This window comes from Streptomyces sp. NPDC020490 (genome assembly GCF_044335305.1).
Classification (GTDB): domain Bacteria; phylum Actinomycetota; class Actinomycetes; order Streptomycetales; family Streptomycetaceae; genus Streptomyces.
The window spans coordinates 60,446-73,119 of the sequence record NZ_JBIRUY010000044.1 but is presented as its reverse complement, the minus strand read 5'-3'; the positions used below and the strand labels follow the sequence as shown (position 1 = coordinate 73,119).

Genomic DNA, 12,674 nt, shown 5'->3' with positions numbered 1-12,674 from the left:
ACCACCCGCGCCATCCGCGACCAACCCGAACGGGCCCTCCCCATCCTGGGCATCACCTACAAGCCCGACCTCAACGGAACTTGATCAAGCCCTGCGGGTCACTGGGGTGGCCTCTTCGACGAGGTGGTCCGGGTCCCCTATGCCGATGCCATGCTGGCGCCCGTTCCCGAGGGCATGGATCCGATCCCCTTGGTGTCAGCGGGCGACAACATGACGATCGCCCTGGAATTCACCGCCGGACACCTCTCCGCGAACAAGGACCCGAAGGTTCTCGTACTCGCCCCGACCAGCCCGGCGGGAGGGAGTGTGGCCCTCTTCGCCGTCGACATGATGCGCAGTCTGGGAGCGCGCCGGATCACCTACCTCGACGACAGTGCCGCCAGGCGGTCCTTGGCGGCCACGCTCGGCGCCGCGGTGGAAAGCGGCCCGCTCCGCAAGGAACTCGGGAGGTTCGATCTGATCTTCGACGGTTCCCTGGACAGCGAGAGGCTGGCGCAGGCTTTCACGCTGGTCGCCCCGGGCGGGTCCATCGAGTCGGCGGGGGGACATTTCACGAAGATCGAGATCGATCTCCTCCGGATGTACAGCCTGAATGTCGGTTTCCACATCGGTATCGCCAACGCCGGGATGTACGTGCAGGACGCGATCGAGCTGACCCGGGAAGGGCGCATCAGGCCGGACGTTCTGCTGGGAGATCCGGTACCGGTCGAAGAGGCGGCAGATGCCTTGCTGGAGCCTGCCGTGAAACCCGTCTTCGTGCGCGACCGCCTCCACGCGCCCCGCTGAGGGACGACAGGCGGACCGGGCCGCCACGTGACCTCGGCGGAACCGGGCATGTCCGCCGCGCCAGGGCGGCCCGGCGCACGGGCAGCCGGGTGGTGACACCGCCCTCGCAAGGGGCCACGGGGATTCTTGCGAGGGCGGTCTCAACGGCGATTCGGGGGATCATCAAGCCGTTGAGGGCGTAACCGGCACCTTGTCACGCCGAATTCATTGCATCACCGGCGAACAGGTACCAACGGAGCAATAGTTACTCAACTCGCGGCGTCTCGTGGACGCTTCAAGCGGCGCTCGTGTAGCTCTTACCGGTGTCCGGACTGATGACCGCACATCCCTCCGCGCACTTCCTCGAGGAAAGGACTCCTTTGTGAGCACTCCTGGCGCAAGCGACCGCACTGCCGGGACCTCGGCCCCGTCCGGCTTCCGCCGCTCCGACGGGCAACCGCTCTTCCTCGGCGGGGCCTCGCTCCGCGACGTCTCCGTGCTGCGGACGTTCCAGGAGGACGGCGGACTGCACCACATCGCCCTGAACGGCGCGGCGCCCGGCTGGCTGGTGACCGACTACGACACCGCGGCCCGGGTCCTGACCGACCCCCGGATGCGCGGCGAGTGCCCCGGCAGCCCCTCCCTGAGCATGGCCGCCTTCGACGCGCTCACCGACGACCAGGTCATGGACGAGCAGCAGTTGTTCTACCTCGGAGCGGACGAGCACACCCAGTTGCGGCACATCCTGGCGAAGTCGCTCGGCCCGCGCCGGATCGCCAAGCTCACCGAACGCGTCCAGCCGATCGCGGACGTGTTGCTGGACGCTCTGCCCACCGACACCGCCGTGGATCTGGGGGCGGCGTTCGCCCGTCCTTATCCCGTGGCCGCCCTGTGCGCGCTGCTGGGTGTTCCGGAGGACGGCCATCACCGCATCCACGACCTCGTGTTCGAGGGCTACCCCGGCCTTCCCGTCCCGGAGGCCGGGGGCGACGATCCGGACCTCTCCGTGGCCGACTACCTTGCCGGTCTGATCGAGCGGCGGCGGCTCGACCCCGGCGACGACCTGATCAGCGACCTGTGCCGTGACGAGGGCACCGATGTGGCCCACTCCGCCGTGCTGGCGGCGGCGCGGCTGCTGATCGTCGTGGGCCCCCGGCCGGTGGCGCACCTGCTGACGGACGGGCTCGCGCTGCTGCTGAGGGAGCGCGGCCACTGGGAGGACCTGGTCGCCGAACCGGAACTGCTGGACCGGGTCGTGGAGGAACTCCTGCGCTACGTCTCGCCGGCCTCGGTCGCCTTCCGGTACGCGCGTGAGGAGGTCGAGATCGGCGGCGCCGTCCTGCCCGCCGGCAGCCGGGCGTACTGCTCGGTGACGAGCGCGAACCGAGACCCCGGGCGCTTTCCCGACCCCGACCGCTTCGATCCGCGGCGACCGGCCGGCCAGCACGTCGCCTTCGGCCTCGGGTTCCGGCACTGCCTGGGCGCCGGCCTGGTCAGGGCCGAGGTCCGCACGGCCCTGGCCACCCTGGTGCGGCGCTTCCCCCGCATGCGCCTGGCCAACCCCGAGGAGTCGCACGCCGGATCCGGCACGGGCGCCCGTCCGGGGCGCGGCCTGGTCGTCGTACTCGACCCGTCCCGCTGACGGACCGAGGTGGCAGGCGGCTTCGCCGCCTGCATGGCTCAATCCGTGTCGTGGCCGAACAGGAGACTCAGATGCCGACCTCGCGGGCTGAGCGCGCCAACGGCCACGTGCAGGTCCTGATACGGGTCAGACAGCCTGAACGAAAGCCAACTCCACCGGGCCGCGAGTTCGTTCACCCGTAGGACCGGAGTGTCCAGGGGCGCGCGGATCATGCCCGCGATGGACCGCCAGACGGCGGCCCGCCCGTACGCTCCTGCGATCCCCGGCTCGTAGGAGCCCTCCCGGTAGGCCGCGTCCAGCAGAATCTCGTACACATGGTGCAATTCAGCCCGCACCCCACTGGCCGTCCCGAAGCCGTCGGCCAGAAGGCGGTTCACACCGACGGGGACGAGTTCCTCCACGGTCAAAGGCTCTGCCGCTTGCAGGAGGAGCACCCGGGGGATCCCGTTCCAGTGCTTCACGACGGCTCCGATCGCTGCCACCTGCTCAGCCGTGGCGGTATCACGACACGGTACGGGCTTCCCGATGCGGCGCCCGCCGGACTCGGGCGGCGGATCCGGAAACAACCTGTCGGGCGGCGGACAGTCACGCCACATCGCTGACGACGTGTACGGGAGCCTGGGGGGAGTCGCCCGGCGTTCGGTCCTGGTGAGCTTCGCCGGCAGGAACGCCAGGGGGTGTTCGAGCTGCCGCAGTGACCGCATGCATTCCATCACGACCGGACGGTCGCTCCAGCGGACCTCGCGGAGGAGCAACTCCTGAGCCAGGCAGGCGAGAAATTCAGCCCAGGAGTCACGCCTCACCGGCACATGCGCGAAGAGCGGCAGCAGGTGACGGGGCTTGCGTGCGTCGGCCATTCGAGCGGCGAGGTCCCGCACATCATGCAGCCGCCGGTAGCCCCGCACGATTCGTACAAGTGACTCGGCGTCACCCGGCACGCAGCGCAAGGCAGCAGGATCGTAGGCCATGAGCGGCGATTCTAACCCTGACATTCCGGCCGGCCATCTGTATATCGGCTGTTCAGAAGCCTGGCAGCGTCGTGCTCCGGAGGACGGTGGCTCTCGATCGGGTCACCGCGGAGGGGCCGCACCCGGCGCGTGCTCAGCCCGGCTCGTAGGCGGGGCGCTGGTCGATGCGGCGCCGATCGGTCTCGGACGCGAAGTGGTAGTCGATCGCGCGCGTCGCCTCCGCCCATTGACTCATGGTCCGCACCGGCTTCAGGGTCTCCACGACGAACGGATCGTGCCAGCGTTCCACCGCACGCCGCCACAGCTCCGCGGGGGGATCGGTGAGCACGTCGCCGACCGTGCCCTCGTAGGCCGCCATGCCGCGTACCAGGCCGTCCGGTTCGATCTGCAGGATGGGCAGGAAGACGCCGCGCTCGATCAGATCGGGATGCATCTGCAAGGCCAGGTTGTCGGTGGTGCTGATTCTGACCGTGGGCGGGGCCAGTGCCTGCAGTCGCTCGGCGTACTCCCGGCTGCCCAGCAGCCGGACCTGGTCGTCGGACAGCAGCTCGTGATCGGCGAAGTCCCGCCGGCTGGCGAGGCCCTCGGGAACCACGGCGCCGAACGAGATGTGGTCCAGGGCCGGGAAACGCGGCGCGATGCCGGTGATGAGCTCTTCGATCTGATGGAAGTTGCTGCGCACCACGACCCAGTCGATGCCCAGGTCGGGACGGGAGCCGCCGGCGTCCGACCGCTCCCGGGCGAGGCGGTCGAGCAGCGCCAGGGCGTCCATCGCCCGGGCGAACGATCCCCGCCGGCCCCGGATCCGGTCGTGTACGTCGGCGGACGCGCCGTCCACGCTCACGGTCACGCTGGCGAAGGTGTTCAGGACCGCCTCCGCCGTCTCCTGCTTCAGGGACCATCCACTCGTGAAGAGCGAGACCGGCACCCCCGCCTCGGAGAACCGGTCGGCGACGTCGAAGACCCCGCGGGCCAGGAGAGCCTCTCCCCCGGCCAGGCAGACCGCGTGCGGGCCCATCTCGATGACGGCGTCCGCGACGCGCAGCATGTCGGCGGGGGCGAGCTGGCGGATCGGCCGGCGCCCGGACTCCGAGTAGCAGTGAACACATCGCAGGGGACAGGCGTAGGTGATGTCCCAGATGATCTCGAGGGGGTGGTCCGGTATGCGCAAGGCGTCCATGGCTCTGCTTTCTCTCAGTGCGCGCTGTGGCTGCCGGTCAGTGCCGCACCGGGCACGTGTCGGGCTGGAGAACCACCGGGAGCTGCCTTCTCTCCGGCTCACCGGGCAGCCGTACGTCGGCGAGAACCATGTGCGGGAAGCGTGTCAGCAACGTCTCCAGGGCGACTCGCACCTCCGCGCGGGTCAGTGCCGCGCCCAGGCAGTGCTTGTGGCCGAGGCCGAAGGCGACATGCCGGTTCTCGGGCCGGTCCGGGTCGAAGGTGTCGGGGTTCTCGAAGCGGGCGGGGTCGCGGTTGGCGCCGGCCAGGGCGCAGTGCAGACCGGTTCCGGGGGCCAGGGTGACGCCCCCGACCTCGACCTCCTCCTTCGCGTACCGGGACGCCAGGGTGGTGGGTGTGACGTAGCGGAGGAGTTCCTCGGTCACCGGCTCCAGCCAGCCGGGTTCGCGGCGGAGCCGGTCCCACCGGTCGCGCTCGCCCAGCAGCAGTTCCACTCCCTCGGTGAGCAGACGGGTCATCGGCCGGTGTCCCGCGATCAGCAGCAGCCGCACGGCGGACAGCACGTCCTCTTCCAGCGTCTCGGCCTCGTCGCCGCTGACCATCGCGCTGATCAGGTCGTCTCCGGGGGCCTTCCTGCGCTCGGCGACCAGCCCCCGCAGGTAGTCGGCCAGTTCGATGCCGGCGCTCTTGGTCACCGAGCTGGCCTCGCCGTACTCGGCGACCCAGCCGTAGACGTAGTTCCTGATGTAGCGGCGTTCGGACATCGGAATGCCGAGCAGCTCGCAGAGCACCGCCACCGGGAAGGGACGGCAGAACGACTGGACCAGGTCGACCGGTTCGGAGTGCGGGACCTCGGCCAGCAGCCGGTCGGCCTCCTGCTGGATGCGCGGGACGAGTCCGCCCACCCGCCGGTGTGTGAGCTGGCGCGAGATCAGGCGGCGCAGCCTGACGTGCTCCTCCGTCGGCAGGAAGAAGAGCATCTCCTCGTCGCACACCTCCTCGTCGGCCGCGGTCCGCATGGTCTGCGCCAGCGGGTGCTCGCCGCGCAGGCCCGGCTCCACGAGCAGTTCGGTGGCGGCGTCGTAACCGGCGACCATCCAGCCGTTCTCACCGCCTCCGAGACTGACCCGGGCCATGCCGGCGTCGCGCAGGGTGCCGAGTGCGGCGGGGTCTCTGAGCATCCGCGCGCCGATGACAGGGAACCCGGCGGGGCAGACTTCGGCGCCCAGGGCCTCGGTGAGGTCCTCGGCTTCCGGCCGACGCGGGACGTCCGGGCTGTTGCTCTGCATCTGGCGAACCTTTCCTTACGGCTGGAGCTCTCGGGCGGCGGGGTGGCGACCGCCGGGGGTGATCACCGCGCGGTTTCGAGGAACTGGGTGGTGGCGAGTTCGGCGTAGAGCGGGCTGGTGGCCACCAGTTCCTGGTGGGTGCCGACCGCTTGCACGGTGCCGCTGTCGAGGACGACGATCCGGTCGGCCATGGCGATGGTGGACAGCCGGTGGGCCACGACCAGGACAGTGGTCGTCCGGGAGATGTCCGCCACCGTGTCCCGCAGTGCCGCCTCGTTCACGGCGTCGAGCTGGGAGGTGGCCTCGTCGAGGAGCAGCAGCCTGGGCCTGCGCAGCAGCGCGCGGGCGATGGCGACCCGCTGGCGTTGTCCGCCCGACAGCCTGGTGCCGCGGTGGCCGACCAGTGAGTCGAGGCCCTGCGGCAGGCGTTCGACGAGGTCGTCCAGGCGTGCCGTGCGCAGGACCCGCCGCACCGCGTCGTCGGTGGCGTCCCGGCTGCCGAGCAGCAGGTTGTCGCGCAGGGAGCCCGAGAGGACGGGCGCGTCCTGCTCGACGTATCCGATGGCCGAGCGCAGTTCGCCGATGTCCCAGTCGGCGATGTCCCGGCCGTCCAGGAGGATGCTGCCGGCTGTCGGCTCGTAGAAGCGCTCGATCAGGGAGAAGACGGTGGTCTTGCCGGCCCCCGACGGCCCGACGAACGCGGTCATGCCGCGGGGAGGGACGGTGAAGGTCAGTCCGCGGTGGACCGGGGGCAGTTCGGGTGCGTAGCGGAAGTGGACGCCCTGGAAGGACAGTTCGGCCGGTTCGGCGCTGCCGGACCGGTCGCCGCCGGTGCTCCGCGGCTCGGCGCGCAGCGCCTCCGCGGCCCGGATGCGTTTCACCGCGGCGGCTCCGAGGTTGTACTGGCTCACTCCCGAGACGAGTTGCTGGATGGCGGGGACGAGGTAGAAGACGTACATCAGGAAGGCGATGAGCCTGCTGGCCTCCAGCGCTCCGGAGGCCACGCGCACGCCGCCGACGGCGAGGACGGTGAAGAAGGCCACCTGCATGGCCATCTCCGCCACGTTGCCCGCCATCGCGAGCCATTTGGCCGCGCGGACGCTGGCGCTCCACGCGTCCTCGGCGGCCTGGTGGACGGCCTCCTCCTCGGCTTCCTCCGCTCCGGACGCCTTCACCGTGCGCAGCGCGCCCAGCGCGCGCTCCACGCTGGCTCCCACGAGGCCCACCGACTCCTGGGACGCCATGCCGGCCTCGTTGACGCGGGACATCACCGAGCGGACGATCCAGCCGGCGACGAGCAGGACCACCAGGGTCACCGCGGTGAGCACCAGGTCGAGCAGGCACATCAGAGTCGTGGTGGCCACGAGGGTGAGGGCCCCCGTGGCGGTGCCGACGAGCGAGTCGGTGGTGACCTGCCGCAGCATGGTGGTGTCGGACGTGACCCTGGATATCAGGTCGCCGGGCTCGGTACGGTCGAACTCCGAGATGCGCAGCCGCAGCAGATGGGACGTCAGGCGACGCCGTGCGGTCAGCACGATCGACTCGGCGGCACGCCGCAGCGTGTACGCGCCGAGCGGCCCGACCAGTGCGGTGAAGGTGACCAGGGCCCCCATCACCAGCAGCACGTCCCGCGGCGGCCGTCCGGAGGCGAGGCCGTCGATCAGCCGCTCGGCGGCGAGCGGAACGGCCAGGCCGGCCGCGGCCGTGAGCAGGTTGAGCGCTCCGCCGAGAAGCAGCTGCGGCCAGGTCGGCCGCATGTGGCCGAGCATGACACGCCAGGTGGGCGTTGTGTCGGCGGAAGGCGCGGGGGTTTTCTCCGACGTTCCGGGTGTGTCCGACGCTGTGGCGCGGCCGGCGTGTGGTGGGTTCAAAGCGGTCCCTGAGGTGGACGGACACGTGAGACACGTGTGCGGTGCGGCTGCTACGGGGATCGGCTCCGCTGTCGTCAGGCCGTTCCAGACTCCGCAGGGCCATGACCGGCGGTGCGACGAAAGCCCGGCAGGGCACATCCGGTGGCACCGGGAGCCGCGATCGGCTCCCGGTGCCCCGGGCCCGTCAGCAGGTGGTCTTGTAGGACGTCACGATGCTGCTGCACGGGTGCGCGGACAGTTCCTCGGCGAGGGACTGGAGCTGGAGAACGTTGGCCATGTTGGTCACCTCCTTCCTTGCTCCCCGACTGCGGTGTTCCGCAGATCGAGGAATGGGATGATCGACGCGTTCCGGTCGAACGCGACGCCTAGGGCAACGAGGACTCCCGCGGAGCCGCTGTCCAGGTCCATGGACAGGCGCAGGAGCTGGTTGCCGGGGAAAGCCAGGTGTCCTTCGTGGGACAGTGCGTGCCAGGAGAGTCTGCGGATGTGTTCGCGGATGACCGGCCGGTCCTCGTCCTGACCCAGCAGGGCGAGGGTCACGATCAGGCCGGCACGCCCCATGAGCAGCGCCGGATGACGCACGAACGCCGCGCGGCACGCACGCCGGACACCGGCGACGACCTCGGCGAAGCCGGGTTCGTCGCGTCTGGTCAGGTAGTCGGCGAGGACGACGGCGAGACCTCCGCTGCCGGGCCCCAGGTAGAGGAGGTAGCGGTTGCTGTAGAAGAGGTTGAAACCGCCGTCCTTGTTGAACTGCCCGCGCTCGACCTCCCGTTGGAGCGCGGTCCGGGCCAGGTCGAGGTAGCGCTCCTCGCCCGTGTCGTCGTGCAGCCGGAGGAAGTAGTGGGCCACACCGGTCAGCCCGTGTTCGAGGCCGACCCTGCCCTGCGGCGGGAACATCGGCGATCCGGCGGCCCCGAGCTGGGACGCCAGCGTCTCGCCCATCTCCAGCGCTTCCTCGCGCAGGCTCTCGTCACCGGTGATCCGGGCGAAGTTCAGCAGGCTCAGGCCCGCTCCCGCGATCCCGCCGTGCAGTCCGGGGGCCGCCAGGCGGTCCTGCGCCGCACGGGCGCGGCCGAGCATGTCCCGGGCGTCGTCGTGGCGTCCGAGCGCCTGCAGGGTGGCTGCCACTCCGTGCAGGCCGTCCATCAGGCCCGGTCGCGGGTTGTCGGCTCGGCGAGCGGCGTCCACGAGCCAGTCCACGTAGTGGTCCGGTACGGCGGAGCCGACCTGGTGCAGGGCCCACAGGACGCCGGCGGCGCCGGAGGCGACGTTGATGCCCCCGGTCCCGAACTGCTGCGGGTCGCCGGGGAACAGCCGGTCCTTGCGGTCGGGTGAGGCGCTGGCGTGGATCCCGGCGACGAGGGAGTCGCGGATGGCCGGCCAGTGCGGTTCCTCCGCCGTGAGCATACGGGCCGGCAGGTCCGGTCCGAACGGTCCGTGTCCGGCACCGAGGCGGCGGACGAGCCGCGACCCGAACCCCTTGGGGACGGGGAAGTGCTCGGTGACGACGTCGGTCAGGGTCGCGTACTTGACGGGGTCGCGCTCCTGCAGCGGGCTGATCGGAAGGAACATCCACTGCCGGAGGCAGTCCAGGGCGTAGTAGTCGGCGTCGCGGCCGGACATGCCGCCGGGGGCGGTGAACCCGGGGGCGCCCAGGGGAGGCGCCTGGGTGTCGGTCAGGTCCGACGCGATCTCGAAGTCGATCAGTGCGACCCGGCCGTCGGGCCGCAGGATGATGTTCGCGGGATGGAGGTCGGCGAACCGGACTCCCTTGGCGTGCACCGACATCAGCGCACGGTCCACCTTCGCCAGGACGTCCGTCGCCCACGCGGTGTACTCGGCGAGCCACTCGTCGGAGGGATCGGGACTGATCAGCGGGTAGCGGTCGAAGACCTCGTTCAGCAGGGTCTCGCCCTCGATGTACTCCTGGACGAGGAAGTGGTGCTCCCAGATCACCAGGTGGTCGAGAACCCGGGGCACGCAGTCGAGGCCCTCCAGCCGCAGCAGCATGTCGCGTTCCCGCTTCAGCCGCGTCACGGCGTCCTGGCCGTCACGGTCGACACCCGCGTGGGGGCGCGCCTCGATCAGCACCACATAACGGTCGGAGTCCTTCTCCCGGGCCAGGTACACCCCGCCGCCGTTGGAGAAGTGCAGGGGCTTCTCGACCCGGTAGGGGAACTCGTCCCCGCCGGCGGTGCGCCGCTCGACCGACGCCCGGAGCACCTCGGGCACCTCGACCCACTCCGGCACGGTGAACACGGGGTCGCGCTTGTCCGGTACCAATCGGCCGTCGGGGGTGCGGACGGCGTACACCTGCTCACCGCTCGGCGACAGGTAGGTCATGGGTACGAAGGCCCCGTAGCGCACATACACGGGGGCGTCCTCGTACCGGACGTCGCTGAGGATGTAGGGGCCGGTGAAACCCTCGAGCAGATCGGCCAGTGCGGGCAGCACGGAGGCGAGCTGCTCCTCGTCGTGAGGGTAGAGGGTCAGGAGTTTGCCGCTGCTGCCCCTGCTGGCGTACTTGTTGTTGAGCATCCGCATCGCGGCCTTGCTCCGCAGGAACTTGAACGTCAGGCCCCGGGACAGGCAGAAGTCCATGACCAGGTCGACGACCGTTTCGGCGTCGGAATCGGTCGCCGACACATGGATCTTCCAGCCCTGGTCCGGCAGTTCGGCACCCACGGGTTCGGCGACCACCCACAGCCCGTTCTCCCGCCGGCGCCAGCCGTCCGGAAGAGCGCGGCCGGACGCCGCGAAAAGGCTGTCCTCGTCCTTCATGTGCCAGGGCGGCTCGAAGAAGACCGGATCCGCCTGGCAGTACGCCATGAGTTCCGGAATGGTGCTGGCTTCCACGCGTTGAAACTCCTGTCCCGATATGGCAATCCGTGATGCCTGGGCATCGACGCTATGAACGCGGCTCGAGGACTACCATGAGCTCGAGCAGGTAGCGCACCCGGTTTTTTCTGTATTGCAGGCCTCTCCCGTCCAGGGAAAGAGCCATTGCGGGAAAACGGCGTGCCAGTGCTTCCAGCGTTGTGCTTGTCAGCACCCTGGCCAACGGTTCGCCGAGGCATTGGTGATGCTCGTGGCCGAATGCGGCGTGGGCTTTTCCGGCCCGGCCGATATCGAGGACATCGGGGTCCGTGAAGACGCTCGGATCACGGTTGGCCGCCATCAGCGAGGCCGCGACGAGCTGTCCTTCCGGGATCCGCACACCGCCCTCGTCGACCGGGCACCGTGCTCGGCGTGGCAGGCCGAGTGGATAGGGCGTCACGAACCGCAGCAGCTCCTCGGCCGCGTCCCCGGCTGTTCCCGGATCGCCGACGAGCCGCTGCCACTGGCCGGGGTGCCGGAGCAGCGCAGCCACTCCGTTGGCGAGCAGGGTGGTCGTGGGCCGGGTCCCGGACACCAGCAGGAGCCGGGCCGCGGACACGAGGTCGTCCTCGGCGAGCCGGTCGCCTTCCGCGGCGACCGCCCATCCGATGAAGTCGTCGCCGGGCCGCTTCCGGCCGGCTTCGATCAGCCGGCGCAGGTAGGCGTCCACGTCCTCGTGCGCGCCGGGCGGCGGGGTGGACAGCCGCCGTACCAGCCAGTCGTGGAGGTAGTCGCGGTCGGCTTCCGGGACACCGAACAGCTCGCACAGCGCGAGTACCGGCAGCGGCACCGCGACACGGCGGACGAAGTCGATCTCCTCGGAGGTCGGCAGGCCGTCCAGGAGTCCGTCGACGCAGCGCTGAACGCGTTCCCGCAGACGGGCGACGTGCTCCGCCGTGAGGTGCCGGCCGATGAGTTCCCTCAGCCGCCGGTGTTCACGAGCGTCGACGCTGATCGTGTCGGCGCCTCCTCGATGCTCGGCGGCCAGTTCGGGGCACTGGGCCCGGAAGCCCGGCGTGATCTCGACGTCGCCTCTCAAGTGGGGGGACGCGAGGACCTCGCGTGCCGCCTGATGTCCGGTGACGATCCACGTGGTGGTCGCGTCGGCGGTCTCCAGTCGGTGCACGGGCCCCAGTTCGGCGCGTTGCCGCATGGCTTCGGCGTCGTGGAGCAGCATCGCGGTCAGGGGCGGAAGCCGCACCGGGTAGGTACTCGGTACGGCGGCCGGCCGGCCCAGCTCGCACAGATGGTCGGCCACGGCCGATTCGATGCGGTCCCGTTCTTCGTCGAGGGACAGGACGAGCGCCGGACACGGAGGCTCCGGGGATCCGGCCGCGGCGGCCGCTTCCCCGCCGGGAAGCAGGGCCACCACCGCCGCCACCCGCTCGGGGTGACGGTCCGCGATCTCGAACGCCGCGTGCGCGGCCTGGTCCGCTCCGAGCAGTACCCCACGGTCGGGGCTGTCGTCGCGCGCCAGGAAGTCCGTCAGCGCGTCGACGCACAGGGCGAGGTCGCCCTGCGGCGCGTCGACGCTCCGCACACGCCAGTTCTGCGGGATTCCGCGGGATTCCAGGAAATCGGCACCCAGCGGTGTGTCGCCTATGACGACGAGGCAGTGACGCGGCGATTCCCCACCGTCCCCGAGGCCACCCGCGCAGATGGACCGAGTTTCCGCATCCAACTTCACCGGATCACTCACTCCCCCCAGCAATGGACTCGAAAAGACGATGAAGCCGCGCTGTGAATTTTCGCGAAACTCTTGCAGCGCTGAACAGACCATATGCTCGCGTGCGGCAGAACGGGAGAGGTAATCGTTACTCAACGAACCCGCTCATCCCGCGGAATGTTCTGTTCCATATTCGAGTCGTGACGGGAGGTTCGAGACGGGCGTATCCCCGGCCGTCGGCGCGACTGCCGGGTGCGACGGCGGAGCGAAAGCGAACAGGCCGAACGGGAGCGCGTCGGCGGCAAGCGCGCACCCGAAGGTGCGGCAAGCCGGCCGTGCGGCAGCCGGGCGTGCGGCAGCCGGGCGTGCGGCAGCCGGCCGTGCGCGAACATGTCGAGGCAGAGCCCGAGTGGC

The 12,674-nt window shown here is 70.2% G+C and carries 8 protein-coding genes; 2 read left to right on the top strand and 6 right to left on the bottom strand.

Translation table 11 applies throughout. From position 1 onward, the window contains the following. Nucleotides 1-150 precede the first annotated feature (150 nt). On the top strand, nt 151-786 hold the full coding sequence (locus ACH4ZX_RS34490; RefSeq protein WP_398281682.1) for a hypothetical protein: 636 nt from the start codon (nt 151-153) through the stop codon (nt 784-786). Nucleotides 787-1,147: 361 nt separating this feature from the next. Continuing rightward, a complete protein-coding gene (locus tag ACH4ZX_RS34485; RefSeq protein WP_398281679.1) occupies nt 1,148-2,407 on the top strand; it encodes a cytochrome P450 in 1,260 nt (419 codons plus the stop codon). Between the two features lie 38 nt (nt 2,408-2,445). Here ACH4ZX_RS34485 and ACH4ZX_RS34480 read toward each other — a convergent pair whose 3' ends face one another. The 6 genes from ACH4ZX_RS34480 to ACH4ZX_RS34455 form a co-directional block, all read right to left on the bottom strand. Further along, nucleotides 2,446-3,375 (bottom strand): DUF6183 family protein, encoded by a 930-nt coding sequence (locus tag ACH4ZX_RS34480; RefSeq protein ID WP_398281676.1) that lies wholly within the window; start codon nt 3,373-3,375, stop codon nt 2,446-2,448. Between the two features lie 133 nt (nt 3,376-3,508). Beyond that, nucleotides 3,509-4,555, bottom strand: coding sequence for a radical SAM protein (locus ACH4ZX_RS34475; protein WP_398281673.1), 1,047 nt, complete (start codon nt 4,553-4,555; stop codon nt 3,509-3,511). Nucleotides 4,556-4,592: 37 nt separating this feature from the next. After that, a complete protein-coding gene (locus ACH4ZX_RS34470) occupies nt 4,593-5,843 on the bottom strand; it encodes a cytochrome P450 (RefSeq protein WP_398281670.1) in 1,251 nt (416 codons plus the stop codon). A 62-nt stretch (nt 5,844-5,905) separates the two neighbouring features. Then, on the bottom strand, nt 5,906-7,600 hold the full coding sequence (locus ACH4ZX_RS34465) for an ABC transporter ATP-binding protein (RefSeq protein WP_398281667.1): 1,695 nt from the start codon (nt 7,598-7,600) through the stop codon (nt 5,906-5,908). Nucleotides 7,601-7,996: 396 nt separating this feature from the next. Next, nucleotides 7,997-10,573, bottom strand: coding sequence for a class III lanthionine synthetase LanKC (gene lanKC, locus ACH4ZX_RS34460; RefSeq protein WP_398281664.1), 2,577 nt, complete (start codon nt 10,571-10,573; stop codon nt 7,997-7,999). Between the two features lie 52 nt (nt 10,574-10,625). Next, nucleotides 10,626-12,416 carry a cytochrome P450 gene (locus ACH4ZX_RS34455; RefSeq protein WP_398281661.1) on the bottom strand — a complete coding sequence of 597 codons (1,791 nt, stop codon included), beginning with the start codon at nt 12,414-12,416 and terminating at the stop codon, nt 10,626-10,628. Nucleotides 12,417-12,674: the final 258 nt, after the last annotated feature.

Bases quoted from the DNA above. Each gene is read 5' to 3' on its own strand.
- ACH4ZX_RS34475 (WP_398281673.1), bottom strand. From the start codon at position 4,555: ATGGACGCCTTGCGCATACCGGACCACCCCCTCGAGATCATCTGGGAC.
- ACH4ZX_RS34480 (WP_398281676.1), bottom strand. From the start codon at position 3,375: ATGGCCTACGATCCTGCTGCCTTGCGCTGCGTGCCGGGTGACGCCGAG.
- ACH4ZX_RS34465 (WP_398281667.1), bottom strand. From the start codon at position 7,600: ATGCGGCCGACCTGGCCGCAGCTGCTTCTCGGCGGAGCGCTCAACCTG.
- ACH4ZX_RS34470 (WP_398281670.1), bottom strand. From the start codon at position 5,843: ATGCAGAGCAACAGCCCGGACGTCCCGCGTCGGCCGGAAGCCGAGGAC.
- ACH4ZX_RS34490 (WP_398281682.1), top strand. From the start codon at position 151: ATGCTGGCGCCCGTTCCCGAGGGCATGGATCCGATCCCCTTGGTGTCA.